A 20,250-nucleotide genomic window follows, 5' to 3' on the forward strand; every position below is an offset into this window, starting at 1 on the left:
CGATGGATTACGCCACCCTCCTCCAGCCCGATCGCGGGCAGAGCGCGCATGCGATCGAGATCGTCACGGCGGCCGAGTTCGACACCTGGCTCGCGCGGCAGCCGGCGGCCACCCGCATGGCGGTGGCGGCGCAGCGCTTCACCGGCAAGCCGGGCAGCCACATCCTGATCGCCGGCGATACGGACTGGCACATGGTCGCCGCGATCGCCGAGGCGGGGCCGTGGAGCCTCGCCAAACTGCCCGAGGCGCTGCCCGAAGGGCGTTACCGGCTGACGGGCGGCGACGCGGCGGCGGGCGCGCTCGGCTGGATGCTCGGCCAATACCGTTTCGACCGCTATCGCAAGGCGGAGGATGCGGGGCCGCGCGTGCTGCTCACCACCGATCCGGCCGCGATCGACGAAAGCGTGCGGATCGCGCAGGCGACCGCGCTGGTGCGCGATCTGGTCAACACCCCCGCGTCCGACATGGGGCCCGCCACGCTGGAGGCCGAGGCGGAGGCGCTGGCGAAACGCCATGGCGCGACCGTCACGGTCACGCGCGGCGACGCGCTGGTGCAGGGCTATCCGATGATCCAGGCGGTGGGACAGGCCGCCGGCAAGGGCCGCGAGCCGCGCCTGATCGAACTCGAATGGGGCGCCCCCGAACATCCCCGGATCGCGATCGTCGGCAAGGGCGTGTGCTTCGACACCGGCGGGCTCGACATCAAGCCCTCGGCCGGCATGCGGCTGATGAAGAAGGACATGGGTGGCGCGGCGCATGCGCTGGCGCTCGCCGGTCTGGTAATGGCCGCGCGGCTGAAGGTGCGGCTGCACCTGCTGATCCCCGCGGTCGAGAACAGCATCGCCGGCGACGCCTTCCGCCCCGGCGATGTGCTGAAGACGCGCTTGGGGCTCACGGTCGAGAACACCAACACCGATGCCGAGGGGCGGCTGGTGCTGGGCGACGCGCTGGCCAGGGCGGTGGAGGACAAGCCCGCGCTGATCCTCGACTACGCCACGCTCACCGGCGCCGCGCGCGTGGCGCTCGGGCCGGACCTGCCGCCTACCTTCGCCAATGACGAGGCGCTGGCCGCCGAACTGATCGCGGCGGGCACGGCCGAGACCGATCCCCTGTGGCGGATGCCCTTATGGGACGGCTATGACGAGCTGCTGAAATCGGACGTCGCGGACCTCGTCAACGCGCCCGATGGCGGCTTTGCCGGCGCGATCACCGCCGCCTTGTTCCTGCGCCGCTTCGTGCCGGCCACCATACCCTGGGCGCATCTCGACGTCTTCGCCTGGCGCCCAACCGCAAAGCCCGGCCGGCCCAAGGGTGGCGAGGCTTACGGCCTGCGCGCCGCTTTCGCGGTGCTGAAGGCGCGCTATGGCTGAGCGTGGCGGCGGCGGCGGCCTAGGCGCCAACCGCCGCCGCTTCGATGATCGGCACGAACTTCGCCGCGGTGAGGCTCGCGCCGCCGACCAGCGCGCCGTCGACATGCTCGACCGCAAGAATCGCGCCCGCATTGTCGCCGGTCACCGATCCCCCATAGAGAATCCGCACCGCCTGTGCGCGATCGCCGATCATCGTGGCCAGCTTGGCGCGCGCGATCGCGTGCATCGCCCCGATCTGCTCCAGCGTCGGCGTGCGGCCGGTGCCGATCGCCCAGCGCGGTTCATAGGCGAGCGTGAACCAGTCGCCATCCGCATCGTCGGGCACCGATTTCTCGATCTGCGACTGGACGACGCGCTCGGCGCGGCCGGCATTGTGCTCCGCCTCGGTCTCGCCGCAGCACAGGATGACGCGAAGCGCCGCGCGGTGCGCCGCCGCGGCCTTCGCCCAGGCGTCGTGGCTGGTCTCGTGCTGATCGGCGCGGCGTTCGCTATGCCCCGCGAGCGTAAAGGTGGCGCCTGCCTCCTTCACCATCGCCGCCGAGACGCAGCCGGTATGTGCGCCCCGCTCGGCCTCGTGCACGTCCTCCGCGCCGATCGCCAAGCCCGGCACGCGCAACGCGGCGGGCGCGATCAGCGTAAAGGGCACCGCCACCGCGACGTCGATGCCCGGCGCCTGCCGCGCCGCCGCCGCCACGCCGTCCAGCTCCGACAGGCTGCCGAGCGATCCATGCATCTTCCAATTGCCGGCCACCAGCTTGCGACGCGCCATTCCCATCCCCTTCTCGTTCGATCCCGCCCGGTAGCGCATGCAGGCGCCCGCTTGAAGCCCGCTGCCCTGCCCCCTAAAGCGGCGGAGCATTCTCCATCACGATCGGTCGTCCATGCTCGGTTTCTTTCGCCGCATCATCAATTCCAAGGCCGGCATCGTCGTCACCTTCATCGTGCTCGGGGTGATCGCGCTGGCGTTCGCGGCGGGCGACGTGACCGGGCTGCGCACCAACGGCGCGGGCGGGATGACCGCGGACGACGTGGCGAAGGTGGGCAAGACGACGCTGACCGCCGCCGAACTGCGCGCCCGCGTGCAGAACGAGATGGAGACGTTCCGCCAGCAGCAGCCGACGCTCGACATGGCGACCTTCGTCACGCAGGGCGGGCTCGACGGCACGCTCGAACGCTCGGTCACCTCGCTCGCGCTCGATCAGTTCGGCGCTGATCAGGGCATGGTCGTCAGCCGCCGCGCGGTCGACGGGCAGATCGCCAGCATCCCCGGCCTCCAGGGCCCCACGGGCAAATTCTCGCCGCAGATCTATCAGCAGTTGCTCCAGCAGCGCCACCTGACCGACATGCAGATTCGCAGCGACATCGCGCGCGACACGCTGGCGCAACAGCTCATCCAGCCGAACATGGGCGCGACGCAGGTGCCGCAGCAACTGGCGCTGCCCTATGCCTCGCTGCTGCTCGAAAAGCGCGCCGGTTCGATCGGCTTCGTCCCCGCCGCCGCCATGGCCAAGGGCGCTATGCCGACCGACGGCGAGATCGCCGCCTTCTATCAGCGCAACGCCGCGCGCTACACCGTGCCGCAGCGCCGCGTGATCCGCTATGCCGTCATCACCGCCGATGCGATGAAGACGCGCGCGACGCCCACCGATGCCGAGATCGCTGCCGCCTACAAGGCGCAGGCGGCCCGCTTCGCGCCGGCCGAGAAGCGCACGATCGTCCAGGTCGTGACGATCGACCAGGCGGGTGCCAACGCCATCGCCGCCAAGGTGAAGGCCGGCACGCCGATCGCCGACGCCGCCCGCGCGGCGGGGCTCGAAGCCTCCACCCAGACCGACGTGACCAAACCGGCCTATGCCGGCACGACCGCCCCCGCCGTGGCGGATGCGGTGTTCGCCGCCGCCAAGGGCGCGGTGGTCGGCCCGATCCGCGGTGCGCTCGGCTGGACGGTCGCGCGCGTCGAGGCGGTGCGGCAGGATCCGGGCAAGACGCTCGCCCAGGCGCACGACGCGCTTGCGACCAAACTCGGCAAGACCAAGACGCTCCAAGCGCTGTCCGCCATCCACGACTCGATCGACGATTCGCTCGGCAAGAACGCCACGTTCGACGAGGTGATCGCCGATCAGAAGCTCAGCCCGCAGACCACGCCCGGCGTCCTCCAGACGGGCGTCGATCCCGATCATCCCGAGGCCAAGCCCGACCCCACGCTCGCGCAGGTCTATGCCGCCGGCTATGCCGCGCGCGACGGCGATGCGCCGCAGCTCGTGCAGACCGGCGCCGATGGCAGCTTCGCGGTCGTGGCGCTCGGCCGGATCGTGCCCGCCGCGCCGCGTCCGCTGGCGCAGGTGAAGGCACAGGTCGCCGCCGACATCCAGGCCGATCGCGCCCGCATCGCCGCGCGCAAGGTGGCGGGCACGGTGCTGGCCAGCGTGAACAAGGGCACGCCGCTCCAGGCTGCGCTCGCGCAGAGCGGCACGGCGCTGCCGCCGTCGCGCCCGATCGCCGCGTCGCGCGCGCAACTGGCGGCCAACCCCCAGGGCGTGCCGCCGCCTCTCGCGCTGATGTTCTCGATGGCCAAGGGCAGCGCCAAGCTGCTCGAGGCGCCGAACGGCGCCGGCTGGTACGTCATCAAGCTCGACACCATCGTGCCGGGCGATGCGGCCGGCAACCAGGCGATGCTGCTCGCCACGCGCAGCGACCTCGCGCGCGGCGTGGGCCGCGAATATGTCGAGCAGTTCGCCAAGGCCGTCCGCGCGCAGATGGGCGTGAAGATCGACGCCGCCGCGGTCGCCCGCGTGCGCGCCGGGCTGCTCGGCCAGGGTGGCTCCGCTGCCAACTGACGCGCACGCCGCGCTGCAGGGCGGCCGCCCGGCGCTGCTCTGGCGGCGCGCAGTGGCCGATACCGAGACGCCGGTCGCGGCGGCGCTGAAGCTCATCGAGCCCGGGCGCGGCGATTTCCTGCTCGAATCGGTGGAAGGCGGCGCGACGCGTGGGCGCTACAGTCTGATCGGCCTCGCCCCCGATCTCGTCTTCCGCGCCGAGGGCGACAACGCCGCGATCAACCGCCATTGGGCGACCGATCGCGGTGCTTTCGAACCGGCAGGCATTCCCACGCTCGCCGCCTTGCGCGCGCTGGTCGCCGAATGCCGCGCCGAGGTGCCCGAGGGGCTTCCGGGCGCGCTCGCCTGCCTGGTCGGCTATTTCGGCTATGAGACGGTTGGGCTGGTCGAGACGCTGCCACAGCCCGTGGCCGATCCGCTGGGCCTGCCCGACATGATGTTCGTGCGGCCCTCGGTCGTGCTGGTGTTCGATCGGCTGGCCGACACGCTCTACACGGTCGCGCCGGCCTGGCCCGATGCGCAGCGCGACCCGGCCGCGATCGTCGCCGAAGCGGAAGAGCGGCTCGACGCGCTGGCCGCCCGGCTGGCGAACACGCCCCTGCCCCCGCCGGTACGCGCGCCGCTGGCGGAGCCGGTCTACACCCCGGCGCTTCCCCCCGGTCGCTATGGCGAGATGGTGGCGCGCGCGAAGGATTATATCGTCGCGGGCGATATCTTTCAGGTCGTGCTGGCGCAGCGTTTCAGCACCGATTTCGCGCTGCCGCCCTTCGAACTCTATCGCTCGCTCCGGCGGATCAATCCCTCGCCCTTCCTCTACCATCTCGATCTGCCGGGCTTCGCGCTGATCGGGTCGAGCCCCGAGATCCTGGTGCGGGTGCGCGACGGCGAGGTGACGATCCGCCCGATCGCGGGCACGCGGCCGCGGGGACGCACGTCGGCCGAGGACGACGCGAACCGCACCAGCCTGCTCGCCGATCCCAAGGAACGCGCCGAGCATCTGATGCTGCTCGATCTCGGCCGCAACGATGTCGGCCGCGCCGCCGCGCCCGGCAGCGTGCGCGTGACCGACAGCTATACCGTCGAACTCTACAGCCATGTGATGCACATCGTGTCGAACGTCGTGGGCACGCTGTCGCCGCAGAAGGATGCGCTGGACGCGCTGTTCGCGGGTTTTCCGGCGGGTACGGTGAGCGGTGCGCCCAAGGTACGCGCGTGTCAGATCATCGGCGAACTCGAACCCGAACGCCGCGGCGCCTATGCCGGCGGCGTCGGCTATTTCTCGCCCGACGGATCGATGGATTCGTGCATCGTGCTGCGCACCGCCGTGGTGAAGGACGGCGTCGTCCATGCGCAGGCTGGCGCCGGGATCGTGGCAGACAGCGATCCCGCCTCCGAACAGCGCGAGTGCGAGGCGAAGGCGGGTGCGATCCTGGCCGCCGCCCGCGACGCGACCGCGCGGGCAGCCGATCCGGGCTTCGGCCAGTAAGTTAGATCCGGCAGCTCAGGGAACGCTGTCGGCGCCAGCCTTTTGCGCGCGACGATCGGCGGCATATTCCTGGTTGCGCAGGATCGAACAGCCAGACTGCCCGCCCGTGCCGACCGGCGAGCAGGTGTCCGGCAGGCCTCCGGCGACTCGGCCGATCTGGTCCGCGGTCGCGGTGCGGTTCACCCAGCTCTGGTTGGAGGCGGCGATCGGGCCAGTGTCGCGCAGCGCCTTGGGAATGCGGTAGGGGTTGCCTATCGGGCTGCACACCACGACCTCGGTCGCGGTCGAAGCGGGGCATTTCTGGTCGGGCAGCAGCGACACGCTCCGGATGCGCTTGGGCGGCTGTCCGGTGGCCGCCTGCTGGTCCTGCGCGGCGGCCAGTCCGGGGGCGAGAATGAGGGCGGCGGCGAGCAGGGTCCGGTACATGAGCTTCTCCTTTGAAGGCGTAACGTCGCAAAACGCGCATAGCTCCGCAACGAATATGGGTGCGCCGTCCACCACCGCCAGCGCGCGTGCGGATTTCACCACCGCAACCAGCCGTTGCACGCCCGGCGCCTTCGTCTACAAGCGCGCCCCATGATCCTCGTCGTCGACAATTACGACAGCTTCACCTGGAACCTGGTCCACTATCTCATGGAGCTGGGGGCCGAGGTCGAGGTGGTGCGCAACGATGCGATGTCCGCTGGGCAGGCGCTGTCCTCGGGGGCCCAGGCATTCCTGCTGTCGCCGGGGCCGTGCACGCCCAACGAGGCGGGCATCTCGCTCGACCTCGTCGCTGCGGCCGCCGACAGCGGCCGGCCGCTGCTGGGCGTGTGCCTCGGCCATCAGGCGATCGGCCAGCATTTCGGCGGCCGGGTCGAGCGCGGCGGGCTGATGCACGGCAAGACCTCGCCGATCGACCATGACGGCACCGGGCTGTTCGCCGGCCTGCCCTCGCCCTTCACCGCGACGCGCTACCATTCGCTGATCGTGAACGACGCGCCCGACACGCTCGTCGTCAACGCCCGCACGGTGGACGGCATCGTCATGGGCTTCCGCCACGCGACGCTGCCCATCCACGGCGTGCAGTTCCACCCCGAGAGCATCGCCACCGAACACGGCCATGCGATGCTCGCGAACTTCCTGCGGCTGGCGGGCATCGCTCACACGCTGCCCGAACGACTGACGCCCAGGCCATGACGGTGACCACGCTGCTGCCCGATCCGACGACGCCGCTGTCGCGCGAAAGCGCGCGCGCCGCGTTCGAGGATCTGCTCGAGGGCCGCGCCTCGGACGACGCGATCGCCGCGTTCCTGATCGGGCTGACCGAGCGCGGCGAGACCAGCATCGAGATCGCGGAGGCCGCGCGTGCGCTGCGCGCCCGGCTGATCCCGATCACGGCGCCCGCCGGCACGATCGACGTGTGCGGCACCGGCGGCGACGGTCATCACACGCTGAACGTTTCCACCGCGGTCAGCCTCGTCGTCGCGGCATGCGGCGTGCCGGTGGCCAAGCATGGCAACCGCGCCGCCTCCAGCAAGGCGGGCGCCGCGGACACCCTGGAGGCGCTCGGCCTCGACATGGAACGCGCCGGCGCTTCGGCCGAGGCGAGCCTCCACGCCATCGGCATCGCGTTCCTGTTCGCGGCCAACCACCATCCGGCGATGGCGCGCATCACCCCCATCCGCATACGCATCGGGCGGCGGACGATCTTCAACCTGATGGGCCCGCTCGCCAATCCAGCGGGCGTCACGCGCCAGCTGATCGGGATCGCGCGGCCCGATTACGTGGCCGTCTATGCCGACGCGCTCGAACAGCTCGGCACCGAGGCGGCCTTGGTCGTTTCGGGCGAGGAGGGGCTGGACGAATTGTCGGCCGCCGGCCCCAGCGTCGTCCGCGCGGTCGGTCGCGTCGCCTTGCCCGCACGCGTCGCGCCCGAGGATGCCGGCCTGCCCCGCACCCCGATTGCTGCGATCCGCGGTGGCGATCCGGCCTATAACGCCGCGGCCCTCCGCCGGCTGCTGGAGGGGGAGCGCGGCGCATACCGCGACGCGGTGCTGCTGAATGCCGCGGCGGGATTGATGGTGGCGGGGCACAGCGGCTCGCTGGCCGCCGGAGCCGAAGCCGCAGGCGCGGCGTTGGATGACGGGGCGGCGCTTGCGCTGCTCGAGCGATGGATCGCCTACCGATGAACATGCTGCAACGAATCCTCGAGACGAAGCGCGCCGAAGTGGCCGCGCGTAAGGCGACGACGCCGCTGTCGGTGCTCGACGAGCGGATCGCCGCCGCCACCCCGGTGCGCGGCTTTCGCGCCGCGCTCGATGCGAAGTCCGGCCCGGCGCTCATCGCCGAGATCAAGCGCGCGAGTCCCTCCAAGGGCCTGATCCGCAGCGATTTCGATCCGCCCGCGCATGCCCGCGCCTATGAGGCCGGGGGCGCCGCGTGCCTGTCGGTGCTGACCGACGAGGAATGGTTCAAGGGCTGCGACACCGATCTGGTCGAGGCGCGCGCCGCCTGTTCGCTGCCGGTGATCCGCAAGGACTTCATGGTCGATCCCTGGCAAGCGACCGAATCGCGCGGGCTCGGCGCGGACGCGATCCTACTGATCGTCGCCGCGCTCGATGACGGCGTGCTGGCGGAGATCGAGGCCTCGGCACGCGAATGCCATCTCGACATACTGGTCGAGGTGCATAACGCGCGCGAACTGGAGCGCGCACTGAAGCTCAAATCGCGGCTGATCGGCGTGAACAACCGCGATCTGCGCGACTTCAGCGTCGATTTCGCGCGCACCTATGATCTCGTTCGCCATGCGCCCAAGGATTGCACCTTCGTCGCCGAAAGCGGTCTCACCACCCGCGCCGATCTCGACGCGATGGCCGCGCACGGCATCCATTGTTTCTTGGTCGGCGAAGCGCTGATGCGTGCCGACGATGTCGAGGCGGCCACGCGCGCGCTGATCGGATGACCGGCCTGACGCATCTCGACGCCGACGGCGCCGCGCATATGGTCGATGTCGGCGCCAAGGCGGCCACCGCGCGCGAGGCGGTGGCGACCGGACGGATCTCCATGGCACGCGACGCCGCCGCGGCAATCGCGGCGGGCGCGGTGAAGAAGGGCGACGTGCTCGCGGTGGCGCGAGTCGCCGGCATCATGGCCGCCAAGCGCACCAGCGACCTCGTGCCACTCTGCCACCCGCTGCCTCTCACCCGCGTGTCGATCGATCTCGCGCTCGACGACGGCGGCGTCACCGCGACCGCGACCGCGGCGACGGACGGCAAGACCGGGGTCGAGATGGAGGCGCTCACCGCCGTCTCGGTCGCGCTGCTGACGGTGTACGACATGGCCAAGGCGCTGGACAAGGCGATGACGATCGACGGCGTCCGTCTGCTGGCCAAGCGCGGCGGCAAGTCCGGGCACTGGCAGGCGTGACGCTCGTCCCCGTCGCCGAGGCGCAGGCGCGGCTCTTCGCCCTGTCGCCGCGCCTACCCACCGAACGCGTCGGCTTGCGCGAGGCAGCGGGCCGCTGGGCGGCGGAGGACGTGACCGCGCTGCGCACCCAGCCGGCAGCCGATCTGTCCGCCATGGACGGCTATGCGATCCGGTTCGCGGACCGGCACGGCCCCTGGCGGCTGATCGGGGAAAGCGCGGCGGGGCGGCCCTTTGCCGGCCATGTCGGCGCGGGCGAGACGGTGCGGATCTTCACCGGCGCCGGCATGCCCGAAGGCGCGGACACCGTGCTGATCCAGGAAGAGGCCGCGCGCGACGGCGACCGGGTGATGCTCGACGGCGAAGGCCCGATGACCGAAGGGCGCAACACGCGGCGCAAGGGCCTGGATTTCACCATCGGCGACCGGCTCGTGGCGGCGGGCGAGCGGCTGACGCCCGCGCGGATCGCGGTGGCGGCGACGAGCGGCCGCGGCATTTTGCACGTAAGGCGCCGGGTCCGCGTGGCGGTAGCGGCGACGGGCGACGAACTCGTGCCGCCGGGATCGACGCTTACGGGGCTGCAATTGCCCGAGTCGAACGGCGCGATGCTCGCTGCGATGCTGGCGGACCTGCCCGTCGATGTGATCGATCTCGGCATCCTGCCCGATCGGCTCGACGCGCTGCGCGATGCGTTCGCCTCGGTCGAAGCGGATCTGCTCGTCACCACCGGCGGCGCGTCGGTCGGCGATCACGATCTCGTCCGCCCCGCGCTGGAGGCGGCGGGCGGAACGATCGATTTTTGGCGGATCGCGCTTCGCCCCGGCAAGCCGATGATGGCGGGGCGGCTGGGCGACGCCGTGCTGCTCGGGCTGCCGGGCAATCCCGTTTCGGCGTTCGTCACCGCGGTGCTGTTCGTGAAGCCGCTCGTCGCGCATCTGGCCGGGGCGGCCGATCCCTTTCCGCCCACCGTTCGCACGACGCTCGGCGAGGATCTGCCGGCCAACAACGCGCGCACCGATTATCTGCGCGGACAGCTTCGCGACGGGCTCGCCTACGCGTCGTCGATCCAGGACAGTTCGATGCTGCTGACGCTGGCGCGCGCGAACTGCCTGATCGTGCGCGCGGCGAATGCCCCCGCGGCCCGCGCCGGCGACTCGGCGGAAATCCTCGTCATCGCTTGACGGCAATTTTTATGTTCCGTATAAGTTCGACGTCTGTTCTGGACGGAGGATCGCCATGCTCACGCGCAAACAGCACGAGCTCGTCTGCTTCATCAACGATCGCCTGAACGAAACGGGCGTCTCTCCGTCGTTCGAGGAGATGAAGGAGGCGCTCGACCTGAAATCGAAATCGGGCGTTCACCGGCTGATCTCGGCACTCGAGGAGCGCAACTTCATCCGCCGCCTGCCGAACCGTGCGCGCGCGCTCGAGGTGCTACGCATGCCCGAACGGCCGGAGAAGAAGGCGGCGACCAAGCCCGCCAAGGCGCCCGAGCTGAAGCCGGTGCCGCAGGCCGCCAACGACGTGATCGAGATCCCGCTCCACGGCCGGATCGCGGCCGGTGTGCCGATCGAGGCGTTCGAGGGCAGTTCGATGCTCGCGGTGCCCGCAGCGCTACTGGGCTCGGGCGAACATTATGCACTCGAAGTCTCGGGCGATTCGATGGTCGAGGCGGGGATCCTCGACGGCGATTACGCGCTCATCCGCCGCACCGAGACGGCGCGTGACGGCGAGATCGTGGTCGCGCTGATCGAGGACAGCGAGGCGACGCTCAAATATTTCCGTCGCGAGGGCGCGATGGTCCGGCTCGACCCGGCAAATCGCGCCTATGATCCGCAGCGCTATGCGCCCGCGCAGGTGCGCGTACAGGGCAAACTGTCCGGGATCCTGCGCCGCTACGATTGAGGCGAACGGCCTTCGCGGGCGCGCGGATCGCTGACACGCCAGCCGTGCCGTGCGGGCCAACGGTCCCGGCGCACGACCGTAAGCGTCGGCGCATCGCGCCAGGGGTGGCGATCGGCGGGATCGCGGACGGTCATGACCCCGCGCCCAAGCGTGATCGCCACGCCGCCGGTTTTCACGAGCACTGGCTTGTCGAGCTTCAGCCAGCGCGGGCGGCACGCCTTGGGCAACCAGCGCTCGCTGATCGCGATGTCCGCCGTCGCGCACGCCGCGATCAGCTCGGGCGCCTCCAGCCGATAGCCGCTGCGTGTCGCGAGGATGCGCCAGTGGCGGCCGGCCGCCACACGATCGGCGATGCAGGCGTCGCGGCTGCACCGGGCGTCGTTCCGATCGGACAGCAATTCGGGCAGCCCCAGCACGCCGCCATTCTCGCCGAGCGTCGTCGCGGTATAGTCGCCGGTGCGGTCGCGCAGCAGCGCGAGGCCGCCCTCCGGCGTGCGCATCGCGACATGGCGTCCGTCGCCGGTGACCAGCAGATCGGGCGCGGGCGTCGTGACCGCCCAGAGCGCGCCGATCGCAAGCGGGATGACGCCTAGACGCCGCACCCGCGTCCGCCACAGCGCGATCCACAAGCCGCCGACGATCGTCAGCGCATAGGCGCCGGTCGGCATCGCCGGCAGGGCTGCGACCGATCCCGGCGCCGCCGCGGTGGCGCGCGCCATCCACAGCAGCAGATCGAGCGACCGCGCCGTCAGCCACCACCAGGGCGCGCCCAGCCCCACCCCGTCGAACAGCAGCGCCAGCGCCTCCAGCGGCATGACGACGAAGGTGGTCAGCGGGATCGCGACCAGATTGACGATCGCGCCGTACACCCCCTCCTTATGGAAGTGAAACACCGCGATCGGCATCAGCGCGAGTTCGACCACCAGCCCGGTAAGCAGCAGCGATCCGCCCTCGCGCAGCATCCGCCGTCCCCGCGCCTCCTCGTGCGGGCCGAACAGCGCGTGGATGCGCGGATGTTCGTGCAGCGCCATGATCGCCGTGACCGCGGCGAACGACAATTGGAAGCTCGGTCCCGCCACCGCCTCGGGCCAGGCGAGCAGCACCACCACCGCCCCAGTCGCGACGAGCCGCAGCGTCATCGCTTGCCGCCCGAGCGCGAACGCCGCCAGCACCAGCAAGGCCGCCACGCAGGACCGGATCGTCGGCACCTCCGCGCCGGTGAGCAGCGTATAGCCGATTGCCGCCGCCGCGCCCGCCAGCGCCGCGATCATCGGCAGTCGGACGCGCAGCGCCAGCGTCGGGCTGAGCGCGAGCAGCCGCATCACGATCAGCATCGTCGCCGCCACCGCGGCGGTGATGTGCAACCCACTCACCGAGAGCAGATGCGCCAGCCCAGCCTTACGCATCGCATCCGAATCGTCCTGCGTGATCGCGCCCATGTCGCCGGTCGCGAGTGCGGAGGCGATGCCGCCCGCGCTGCCGGGGATCTTCGATTCGATATGCGCCGAAAGGCTGGCGCGCAGCCCCGATCCCGGCGCCCCGGCCGCCACCAGCCGCACCGGCGCGAAGCCGCGCCCGGTCGCGCCGATCCGCGCGAACCAGGCGGCTTGCGCGAAATCATAGGCGCCGGGCACGGTCGGGGGGGCCGGCGGCATCAACCGCGCACGCAGCGCCACCACCGCGCCCGGCGTCACGCCCCGGGGCGCGTCGGCGGTGGCGAGGTTCACGCGTACGCGCGCCGGCAGCGCGACCGGTTCGCCGTCCACGCCCGTCGCACCGGCGCGCGGCGCCAGCGTCAGCCGCACGAGGTCGCGCGCTGGCAGCGGCTCGACGCGCTCCACCATGCCGGCGAAGCTGGCGATGGCGGGCGCGCCGAGCACCGGGGCGGCGACACGCTCCGCGCGCGCCCAGATCAGCATCGCCCCCAAGGCCGCCATCAACAGCGCGATCGCCGCCGCCCGCGCCGCGCGCCCGCCCCGGCCGACCGCCAACGCCATGAGGCCGAGACCGAGCATCGCCAGCACCGCCGCCGTCCATGCCGCCGCATCGGGCAGCGCGTACCACGCCGCCACCCCGGCCCCCATCGCGACCGGCACCCACAAGGCGAGCTGGTCGCGCTCCGCCTCCAGCCAGCGTTCGAGCGCATCGCCCGCCCGCGCGCCGAATTGTCGGCGCGAAACGCGCATGCTAGGGGCTGCCGCGGCGAAAGAGGCCATCGATCAAACAGTCTGGGAGTAGGCGCGCTTGAGCGCAACCGATACCGATACCGGGATTGGCGGAGCCCCGTCCGCCGCCGCCCCCAACGCCGCGGTCGTCACCCGCTTCGCGCCGTCGCCGACGGGCTATCTGCATCTGGGCGGCGGCCGCACGGCGCTGTTCAACTGGCTCTATGCGCGCGCGAACGGCGGCAAGTTCCTGCTGCGGATCGAGGACACCGATCGCAAACGCTCCACGCAGGAGGCGATCGACGCCATTCTCGACGGCATGGACTGGCTGGGCCTCGCGCCCGACGAGCCGCCCGTCTATCAGGCCGCGCGTGCCGAGCGCCATGCCGAGGTCGCGCATGCTATGGTCGCGAACGGTCATGCCTATCGCTGCTACATGACCCAGGACGAACTGACCGCGATGCGCGCCGAGGCGGAGGCGGCAAAGAAGCCGCTGCGCATCCGCAGCCCTTGGCGCGACCGCGCGCCAAACGCAGCGCCCGATGGCGCGCCCTATGTGGTCCGCCTGAAGGCACCGACCGAGGGCGCAACGACGATCGTCGATCGCGTGCAGGGCGCGGTGACTGTGCAGAATGCCGAGCTGGACGATCTCGTCCTGCTGCGTTCGGATGGCACGCCCACCTATATGCTGGCAGTGGTGGTCGACGATCACGACATGGGCGTGACTCACGTGATCCGCGGCGACGACCATCTCAACAACGCGTTCCGCCAATTGCCCATCATCCGCGCGATGGGCTGGCCCGAGCCGGTCTATGCGCACATCCCGCTGATCCACGGATCGGATGGCGCAAAGCTCAGCAAGCGTCACGGCGCGGTGGGGATCGACGCCTATCGCGACGCACTCGGCATCCTGCCCGAGGCGATGGACAATTATCTGCTGCGCCTCGGCTGGGGGCATGGCGATGACGAGATCATCAGCCGGGATCAGGCGATCGCCTGGTTCGATCTGTCGGGCGTGGGCAAGAGCCCCTCGCGCTTCGATCTGAAGAAGCTCGAAAATCTCAACGGCCATTATATTCGCGAGGCGGATGATTCGCGGCTCGCGGCGCTCGTCGCCGCGCGGATCGGCCGGCCGGATACGGTCGACCTGCTTGCCCGCGCGATGCCGTCGATGAAGCCGCGCGCGGCCAATCTGAACGCGCTGGCGGACGGCGCCGCCTTCCTCTTCGCCACGCGACCGCTCGCGATCGATGCCGATGCGGCCCCGCTGCTGGAGGGCGACGCGCCGGCGACGCTGGGGGCGCTGCACGCCGCGCTTGACGCGGTGCACCACTGGGATACGGAGGCGCTCGAAGACGCGGTACGCCGGGTGGCGGAAGAGCGGGGCTTGAAGCTCGGCCAGGCTGCCCAGCCGCTCCGCGTCGCGCTGACGGGACGCAGGACGTCGCCCGGCATCTTCGACGTGCTCGCATTGCTCGGGCGCGACGAGAGCCTGGCCCGGATCGCCGACCGGATGGCTCCGTAAAGCGAGGAAGGATCACGATCATGAGCGACGCAGCCAAACTGTCCCTCGACGGCAAGGACTTCGAATATCCGGTCCTGTCGGGCACGATCGGCCCCGATGTGGTCGATATCCGCAAGATGTATGGCCAGACCGGCGCGTTCACCTATGATCCGGGCTTCACCTCGACGGCGAGCTGCCGCTCGGAAATCACCTATATCGACGGTGACGAGGGCGTGCTGCTCCACCGCGGCTATCCGATCGGCGAGCTGGCGGAACAGTCGAACTTCATGGAGGTGTGCCACCTCCTGCTGAACGGCGAACTGCCCACCGCCGACGAACTCGACGCCTTCACGGGCACGATCACGCGTCACACCATGGTGCACGAGCAGCTCGCGACCTTCTTCCGCGGGTTCCGCCGCGATGCGCATCCGATGGCGATCATGTGCGGCGTGGTCGGCGCGCTTAGCGCCTTCTACCATGATTCGACCGACGTCCACGATCCGGTACAGCGCACCATCGCCTCGCACCGGCTGATCGCCAAGATGCCGACGCTGGCGGCGATGGCTTACAAGTACAGCCTGGGCCAGCCCTTCCTCTATCCCGACAATTCGCTCAGCTACACGGGCAATTTCCTGCGCATGACGTTCGGCGTACCCGCCGAGCCCTATGTCGTGAACCCGGTGATCGAGCGCGCGATGGACCGGATCTTCATCCTCCACGCCGATCACGAGCAGAACGCCTCGACCTCGACCGTCCGCCTCGCCGGATCGTCGGGCGCGAACCCGTTCGCATGCATCGCGGCCGGCATCGCCTGCCTGTGGGGGCCCGCGCATGGCGGCGCGAACGAAGCCGCGCTCAACATGCTGCGCGAGATCGGCACGGTCGATCGCATCCCGGAATATATCGCGCGCGCCAAGGACAAGAACGATCCGTTCCGCCTGATGGGCTTCGGCCACCGCGTGTACAAGAATTACGATCCGCGTGCGACCGTGATGCAGCAGACGGTGCGCGAGGTGTTCGCCGAGCTGAAGGTCAATGATCCCGTGTTCGACGTGGCGTTGCAGCTCGAGGAACTGGCGCTCAACGATCCCTATTTCGTCGAGAAGAAGCTGTTCCCGAACGTCGATTTCTATTCGGGCGTGATCCTGTCGGCGATCGGCTTCCCGACGTCCATGTTCACCGTGCTCTTCGCGCTCGCCCGCACCGTCGGCTGGGTCGCGCAGTGGAACGAGATGATTACCGATCCCGACCAGAAGATCGGCCGGCCGCGTCAGCTCTACACCGGCCCGACGCAGCGCGAATATGTGCCGGCGGACAAGCGGTGATGGCACGCCTCCGGCCGATCCTGATCGTCATCGGCGTGCTGGCCACGCTGATGGGATTGCTCTGGATCGGCCAGGGGCTGGGTTACGTCCATTGGCCCGCCTCGAGCTTCATGCTCGAACAGCGGGCCTGGGCGGATCGCGGTGCGGCACTCGCGGTGATCGGGTTGGCGCTAATACTCGCCGCGCGCCGGATCGGCCGCCGGTAACGTGAGGGTGAAGCGCGCGCCTTCGCCGGGCGCGCTTTCCACATCGAGATCGCCGCCCATCGCGCGCGCGAGCCGCCGGGCGATATAGAGGCCGAGGCCGTTGCCACCGACTTCGCTGGTGTCGACCCGCTCGAACTTCTCGAAGATTCGCGCCTGATCGTCGGGCGCGATCCCCTTGCCCCGGTCGGTCACCGTCGCGATAGCCTGCCCGCGCGCGCGCGCGACGGCCACGTCGACCGACGCGCCCGGTGGCGAATAGCGCACGGCATTGCCGATCAGGTTGACGAGGATTTGGAGCGTCCGGCGGAAATCGCCCTGCGCCGACAGCCCGTCGCCCGCCGCCGGGCGGCTGATCGTCACCCCGGCATCGGCGGCGCGCACCGACAACAGGCCGGCGGCGCGGCGCGCCACATCGGCCAGGTCGATCGGCTCGACGGGGAGCGCGAAATCGCGGCGCTCGATCGCCTGGAGATCGACCAGATCGTCGACCAGCCCCAGAAGGTGGCGCCCCGCCCCCGCGATATCGGCGGCGTAATCGACATAATCCTGGCGCAGCGGGCCGTCGGCCTGCGCGTTGATGCTGTCCGCATTGGCGATGATCCGCGCGAGCGGGGAGCGCAGCACCTTGTCCAGCCCTTCGGTGAAGGTGGTGGATAGTGGCGCAGGCTCGGGCTGCGGCGGCGCGGCGAGCGCAGTCTCCGCCATCCGCACCGACCCGGAAAAGCCGGCGAACGCGCCGTGCGCATCCTGCCGCACCACGGCCGAGAGGACCAGGGGCCGCCCCGAACCCTTCAGCCGCGCAGGCTGCGCATCGAGCGGCCGGTGGCGGGCAAGCGAATCGATCAGCGGGATCGCCTCGCCATCATCGGTGTCGAGCGCGAACAGCGCGGTCAGCGGGCGGCCGAGCAGCGCCAGCGCGTCGAAGCCGTGCCGCGGCCCCGCATCGAGGCTGAGAAAGGTGAGGCGCAACGCCGCGTCCGTCTCCCAGCGCCAGTCGGCATCGGCATGCTGGAAATCCAGTTCGGCCTGCGCGCCACGCGGGCCGCTCCGCCACGGCTGGAGCTCGCGCCAGCCGCTGACCGACAGCCGGATGAGGTCGCCCTGCGGCTGCGCGCGCACCCATAGATCGATATCCGCCTCGTCGTCCGACACGATCACACCGCGCGACACCACGATCCCCAACCGCCGCGCCAGCCGCGCGATCGTCGCGAGCTGCGGCACCGCCAGCGCCTCGCCCACCGTGCCGCCGGCGCGCGCGTTCAGCGTCACGATGGCGGGATCGGCGTCGAGCAGATGGCCATCGGCATCGACTACGGCATGCGCGACGGGATGGGCGATCGGTGCGTTCATGGCGTCTCACAACGTGCGAGCGAGTCGATCGCCTCGCGAAAGTCCCGGTGGAGCGCGAGCGGGCCCAGCGCCATGCGGGCGACATGGGGGTCCACCGCAGCGATGTCGTCCAGCGCATCGGCGAAGGCCTCGATGTCGCGGCGCGGATCGGCTTCGGAAAGCGCGAGCGCCACGCGTGCCAGCGTCTCGCGCCCGCACGCCACCGCGCGCAGCGCCAGCCACAGCCGCTCGCCCTCGGGCTCGATCATCAGCGCGCGGACGGCGTCGTAATCATAGCCGAGCGCATGGCCCAGCAGCGCCGCGAACAACGCCGGCTGCCGATCGCCGAGCGAGTCGGTCAGCAACATGGCGAGCTCCTCGGGCGCGGCATCGATCGCCGCGGCTAGGCGCATCGCCACCGCCTCGACGCGCTCGCCCTCGTCATGCGCCCCCAGGCTGCGCTGCGCCGCCTCGGCGAGCGCATGGTCGACCGCGCCGTCATCGTCGCTGCGCAGCGCCGCCGCCACCCACCAGACCAGGCGGTGATGAAGCTCGGCGGGCAGTTCGTTCGGCGCGACCGTCCCGCCGATGTTCGCCGAGCGCCGGCGCGACTGGGCGGCGAGCAGCGCGGACGCGGTGGCCGCCACGATCGTATCCGGCCCCTCGATCAGCCGCACGAGCAGGCTCGCCTCGTCGGGGCCACCCACCGCCGACGGCAGCGCGTCGCCGAGCAGATCCTGGCGGACGCGCGCGATCAGCTCGTCCATCAGCGCACGGTCGCGCAGCAGCCCCGCGCGCGTCAGCCGCTGAGCGATATCGCCGCGCGCCTTCAATACCGCCTCGCCCAGCGCGGGCGCACCGCGCGTGGCGAGCAGGCGCGCGGCGTGGCGGCGGATATCAAATGCCAGCCCCTCGATCAGCGCATTCAGCAGCCGCGCGATCATCGCCCGCGTCCGATCGTCGAGCCGATCCGAATCGGCGAGGAAATAATCCGCGATCGCACCGGACAGTCGCGCATCGGCGCGCGATCGGGCGGCGCGCACGCGGACCGGGGCGCTGGCGCCGCGCGGCTCTGAGGTGTCTGGTTCGACCGACATGCGTCCTGCTAGCCGCTCCGTCGTTAAAACGACACTAAGCCTTTGTGCGCAAATCCTCGATCGCTCCCGCCAGCGTCGCCGCCGCGTAGAGCGCGGCCAGCGCGAGCCCGACGCGGGGCAACCCGAGAAGCGCGGCGAGCGCCACGATCAGCAGATAGCCGCCGGGGCTGCCCCAGGCGAGCCAGCGGCGCGCCGGCCGGATCGCGCGCTCCGCCAGCGCACCCGCGATCACCAGCGCCAGCGCGATCACGCGCGCCGCGCCGTCGCCGCTGACGGCGCTCTGATGGAAGCCGAGCAGCAAAGCCGCGAGTGCCGGCAACACCCCCGCGGCGATCCGCATCGCCGGTGCGCTCGCCTCGTCGCGCAGGTCGCCGATGGTCGCGCCGAGCGCGAGGCCGATACTGCCGACCAGTGCCAGCAGCAGACCGGTCGCGACAAACCCCAGGCCAATCGCGCCGAGGCTCACTACACCGATCGCGCCGGCGGTCACGCCCAACACCGCGCCGCCGATCCGCCGCGCGACCAGCGGCGGCAGCGCGAGCCGCATCGCGGGCGCCGCGACATAGCGGTCGAACCAGCCGCGCCGATCGGACACCGTCGCCGTCAACGCCGCACGGCCCCGCCGATCGAGCCCCAGCGCGCCCTGTTCGATGCCGTGCCCGGCGCGCATCACCGATCGCGGCAGCGCGATGACCTGCGCCGGGGTCTGCGCCGCCACGCGGATCAGCGTCGCCTGGAAATCATAGTCGCGCGGTAGCGCCGCGACCTCGCCGATGCGCGCCGCATCCAGCCGCGCCGCGCCCGCCCAGGCAAGACCGCCGCCGACGCGCTCATAGCCGTGCGCGGCGTCGTCTTCGTCCACCACGAGCAACGCATCGCCGCCTTCGGCCGCCAGCCCGTCGCCTGCCAGCAACGCCACCGCGGCCTGGCTGGTGACGAGCCCGTCGGCGAGCATCAGCACGCGCGCCAGCGGATGGAGCCGCTCCGCCGCTTCCGCCGCCGACCGCACCGGATCGACCGCGACGCCGCGCCGACCGATCCGGCTGATCGCGCCCAGCAATTCGGGGGTGAGCCGCGACACGACGACGACGATCTGCGCGGCCCCCGCCGCGATCAGCAGCCGCGCCTGATATTCGATCAACGTCACGCCGCCGAACGGCAGCGTGGCGGTAAGGGTGGCGGGCCGATCTTCGGCATCGTGGGTCGCGAACAGCAGGCCGGCAATCATGGAGCGGCTGTTAAGCATTTCGGCCCGCGGTGCATAGAGTCCGATGCGCCCTGCCGCGTGATCCCGCGTGATCGGCGGTTACAGCCGCGCCACCGCCCGTTTCAATTTCGCGAGCACCGCACGGTCGTGCACCGGCGCTGCCGCCGCTTCACCGGCCAGCGCCATCAGCCGCACCGCGCCGAAGCTCGCGGCGAGCCCCTTCAGCCGAAAGGCGGCAACGCGCCACGCATCGCCCGATTCCGCGTGCGCCATCGCCGCGAGCGCGAGTTCGGCGCTGTCACGAAACGCCAGGCGCAGCTCAGCGATCAGCGCGGGCGCATCGCCCACCGCGGCCGCCAGCGCGGCATCGATTGCTCCGGGATCATAGGCCATCGCCGCATCCTGCACCGGACA

Annotated in this window: 19 protein-coding genes; 12 read left to right on the forward strand and 7 right to left on the reverse strand. The window is 70.9% G+C overall.

The annotated features are described in order from the left end of the window. The first annotated feature begins 2 nt into the window (after nt 1–2). On the forward strand, nt 3–1,370 hold the full coding sequence (locus tag OXQ95_RS07285) for a leucyl aminopeptidase family protein (protein ID WP_267380995.1): 1,368 nt from the start codon (nt 3–5) through the stop codon (nt 1,368–1,370). 19 nt (nt 1,371–1,389) lie between these two features. Here OXQ95_RS07285 and tpiA read toward each other — a convergent pair whose 3' ends face one another. Then, complete coding sequence (gene tpiA / locus OXQ95_RS07290; protein WP_267380996.1) at nt 1,390–2,139, reverse strand: triose-phosphate isomerase; 750 nt, start codon at nt 2,137–2,139, stop codon at nt 1,390–1,392. Nucleotides 2,140–2,251: 112 nt separating this feature from the next. Between tpiA and OXQ95_RS07295 the strand changes: the two genes are divergently transcribed. Together OXQ95_RS07295 and trpE are read left to right on the forward strand one after the other, a co-directional pair. Continuing rightward, nucleotides 2,252–4,207, forward strand: a complete 1,956-nt coding sequence (locus OXQ95_RS07295) for a peptidylprolyl isomerase (RefSeq protein ID WP_267380997.1) — start codon at nt 2,252–2,254, stop codon at nt 4,205–4,207. Next, a complete protein-coding gene (trpE, locus tag OXQ95_RS07300; protein WP_267380998.1) occupies nt 4,188–5,693 on the forward strand; it encodes an anthranilate synthase component I in 1,506 nt (501 codons plus the stop codon). The genes OXQ95_RS07295 and trpE overlap by 20 nt, the downstream gene beginning before the upstream one ends. 15 nt (nt 5,694–5,708) lie before the next feature. Here trpE and OXQ95_RS07305 read toward each other — a convergent pair whose 3' ends face one another. Next, nucleotides 5,709–6,239: a hypothetical protein gene (locus tag OXQ95_RS07305; protein WP_346731925.1), complete on the reverse strand. Its 531-nt coding sequence runs from the start codon at nt 6,237–6,239 to the stop codon at nt 5,709–5,711. Between the two features lie 30 nt (nt 6,240–6,269). Here OXQ95_RS07305 and OXQ95_RS07310 point away from each other — a divergent pair, with 30 nt between their 5' ends. From OXQ95_RS07310 to lexA, 6 genes are read left to right on the forward strand one after another with little or no spacing between them, the layout of a single operon-like run. Continuing rightward, entirely contained in the window at nt 6,270–6,872 is a 603-nt protein-coding gene (locus tag OXQ95_RS07310; RefSeq protein WP_242096968.1) for an aminodeoxychorismate/anthranilate synthase component II, read from the forward strand. Continuing rightward, entirely contained in the window at nt 6,869–7,864 is a 996-nt protein-coding gene (gene trpD / locus OXQ95_RS07315; protein ID WP_267380999.1) for an anthranilate phosphoribosyltransferase, read from the forward strand. The genes OXQ95_RS07310 and trpD overlap by 4 nt, the downstream gene beginning before the upstream one ends. Then, the gene (gene trpC / locus OXQ95_RS07320; protein WP_242096966.1) at nt 7,861–8,637 is read left to right on the forward strand and encodes an indole-3-glycerol phosphate synthase TrpC; all 777 of its coding nucleotides are present in this window, start codon (nt 7,861–7,863) and stop codon (nt 8,635–8,637) included. Before trpD ends, trpC begins: the two co-directional genes overlap by 4 nt. Then, complete coding sequence (moaC, locus tag OXQ95_RS07325; RefSeq protein WP_267381000.1) at nt 8,634–9,101, forward strand: cyclic pyranopterin monophosphate synthase MoaC; 468 nt, start codon at nt 8,634–8,636, stop codon at nt 9,099–9,101. Before trpC ends, moaC begins: the two co-directional genes overlap by 4 nt. Beyond that, complete coding sequence (gene glp, locus OXQ95_RS07330) at nt 9,098–10,279, forward strand: gephyrin-like molybdotransferase Glp (protein ID WP_267381001.1); 1,182 nt, start codon at nt 9,098–9,100, stop codon at nt 10,277–10,279. The genes moaC and glp overlap by 4 nt, the downstream gene beginning before the upstream one ends. Nucleotides 10,280–10,334: 55 nt before the next feature. Then, nucleotides 10,335–11,003, forward strand: coding sequence for a transcriptional repressor LexA (lexA, locus tag OXQ95_RS07335; RefSeq protein ID WP_242096963.1), 669 nt, complete (start codon nt 10,335–10,337; stop codon nt 11,001–11,003). Here lexA and OXQ95_RS07340 read toward each other — a convergent pair. Then, nucleotides 10,994–13,189 carry a ComEC/Rec2 family competence protein gene (locus OXQ95_RS07340; RefSeq protein ID WP_267381002.1) on the reverse strand — a complete coding sequence of 732 codons (2,196 nt, stop codon included), beginning with the start codon at nt 13,187–13,189 and terminating at the stop codon, nt 10,994–10,996. The genes lexA and OXQ95_RS07340 overlap by 10 nt on opposite strands. A gap of 85 nt (nt 13,190–13,274) precedes the next feature. Here OXQ95_RS07340 and gltX point away from each other — a divergent pair, with 85 nt between their 5' ends. From gltX to OXQ95_RS07355, 3 genes are read left to right on the forward strand one after another with little or no spacing between them, the layout of a single operon-like run. Then, nucleotides 13,275–14,693, forward strand: a complete 1,419-nt coding sequence (gene gltX / locus OXQ95_RS07345) for a glutamate--tRNA ligase (RefSeq protein ID WP_267381113.1) — start codon at nt 13,275–13,277, stop codon at nt 14,691–14,693. Nucleotides 14,694–14,713: 20 nt separating this feature from the next. Further along, nucleotides 14,714–15,997, forward strand: coding sequence for a citrate synthase (locus OXQ95_RS07350; protein WP_267381003.1), 1,284 nt, complete (start codon nt 14,714–14,716; stop codon nt 15,995–15,997). Continuing rightward, entirely contained in the window at nt 15,997–16,203 is a 207-nt protein-coding gene (locus OXQ95_RS07355; RefSeq protein ID WP_267381004.1) for a hypothetical protein, read from the forward strand. The genes OXQ95_RS07350 and OXQ95_RS07355 overlap by 1 nt, the downstream gene beginning before the upstream one ends. On the opposite strand, the gene OXQ95_RS07360 is transcribed toward OXQ95_RS07355, so the two are convergent. The 4 genes from OXQ95_RS07360 to OXQ95_RS07375 all read right to left on the reverse strand — a co-directional run bounded on the left by OXQ95_RS07360 (nt 16,168) and on the right by OXQ95_RS07375 (nt 20,229). Continuing rightward, nucleotides 16,168–17,553 carry a HAMP domain-containing sensor histidine kinase gene (locus tag OXQ95_RS07360; protein ID WP_267381005.1) on the reverse strand — a complete coding sequence of 462 codons (1,386 nt, stop codon included), beginning with the start codon at nt 17,551–17,553 and terminating at the stop codon, nt 16,168–16,170. The two genes, OXQ95_RS07355 and OXQ95_RS07360, sit on opposite strands and share 36 nt — an antisense overlap. Further along, nucleotides 17,550–18,629 carry a DUF2336 domain-containing protein gene (locus tag OXQ95_RS07365; RefSeq protein WP_267381006.1) on the reverse strand — a complete coding sequence of 360 codons (1,080 nt, stop codon included), beginning with the start codon at nt 18,627–18,629 and terminating at the stop codon, nt 17,550–17,552. The genes OXQ95_RS07360 and OXQ95_RS07365 overlap by 4 nt, the downstream gene beginning before the upstream one ends. 34 nt (nt 18,630–18,663) lie before the next feature. Further along, nucleotides 18,664–19,857, reverse strand: a complete 1,194-nt coding sequence (locus tag OXQ95_RS07370) for a hypothetical protein (RefSeq protein WP_267381007.1) — start codon at nt 19,855–19,857, stop codon at nt 18,664–18,666. Nucleotides 19,858–19,935: 78 nt separating this feature from the next. Continuing rightward, nucleotides 19,936–20,229: an Hpt domain-containing protein gene (locus OXQ95_RS07375; RefSeq protein ID WP_242096956.1), complete on the reverse strand. Its 294-nt coding sequence runs from the start codon at nt 20,227–20,229 to the stop codon at nt 19,936–19,938. Nucleotides 20,230–20,250: the final 21 nt, after the last annotated feature.

Source organism: Sphingomonas sp. GC_Shp_6 (assembly GCF_026540835.1).
GTDB lineage: Bacteria > Pseudomonadota > Alphaproteobacteria > Sphingomonadales > Sphingomonadaceae > Sphingomonas.

Excerpts from the sequence above, each read along its gene's own strand:
- OXQ95_RS07285 (WP_267380995.1), top strand. The coding sequence starts at position 3 with ATGGATTACGCCACCCTCCTCCAGCCCGATCGCGGGCAGAGCGCGCAT.
- tpiA (WP_267380996.1), bottom strand. The coding sequence starts at position 2,139 with ATGGCGCGTCGCAAGCTGGTGGCCGGCAATTGGAAGATGCATGGATCG.
- OXQ95_RS07295 (WP_267380997.1), top strand. The coding sequence starts at position 2,252 with ATGCTCGGTTTCTTTCGCCGCATCATCAATTCCAAGGCCGGCATCGTC.
- OXQ95_RS07310 (WP_242096968.1), top strand. The coding sequence starts at position 6,270 with ATGATCCTCGTCGTCGACAATTACGACAGCTTCACCTGGAACCTGGTC.
- trpD (WP_267380999.1), top strand. The coding sequence starts at position 6,869 with ATGACGGTGACCACGCTGCTGCCCGATCCGACGACGCCGCTGTCGCGC.
- trpC (WP_242096966.1), top strand. The coding sequence starts at position 7,861 with ATGAACATGCTGCAACGAATCCTCGAGACGAAGCGCGCCGAAGTGGCC.
- moaC (WP_267381000.1), top strand. The coding sequence starts at position 8,634 with ATGACCGGCCTGACGCATCTCGACGCCGACGGCGCCGCGCATATGGTC.
- lexA (WP_242096963.1), top strand. The coding sequence starts at position 10,335 with ATGCTCACGCGCAAACAGCACGAGCTCGTCTGCTTCATCAACGATCGC.
- OXQ95_RS07340 (WP_267381002.1), bottom strand. The coding sequence starts at position 13,189 with ATGCGCGTTTCGCGCCGACAATTCGGCGCGCGGGCGGGCGATGCGCTC.
- OXQ95_RS07350 (WP_267381003.1), top strand. The coding sequence starts at position 14,714 with ATGAGCGACGCAGCCAAACTGTCCCTCGACGGCAAGGACTTCGAATAT.
- OXQ95_RS07355 (WP_267381004.1), top strand. The coding sequence starts at position 15,997 with ATGGCACGCCTCCGGCCGATCCTGATCGTCATCGGCGTGCTGGCCACG.
- OXQ95_RS07360 (WP_267381005.1), bottom strand. The coding sequence starts at position 17,553 with ATGAACGCACCGATCGCCCATCCCGTCGCGCATGCCGTAGTCGATGCC.
- OXQ95_RS07365 (WP_267381006.1), bottom strand. The coding sequence starts at position 18,629 with ATGTCGGTCGAACCAGACACCTCAGAGCCGCGCGGCGCCAGCGCCCCG.
- OXQ95_RS07370 (WP_267381007.1), bottom strand. The coding sequence starts at position 19,857 with ATGATTGCCGGCCTGCTGTTCGCGACCCACGATGCCGAAGATCGGCCC.
- OXQ95_RS07375 (WP_242096956.1), bottom strand. The coding sequence starts at position 20,229 with ATGGCCTATGATCCCGGAGCAATCGATGCCGCGCTGGCGGCCGCGGTG.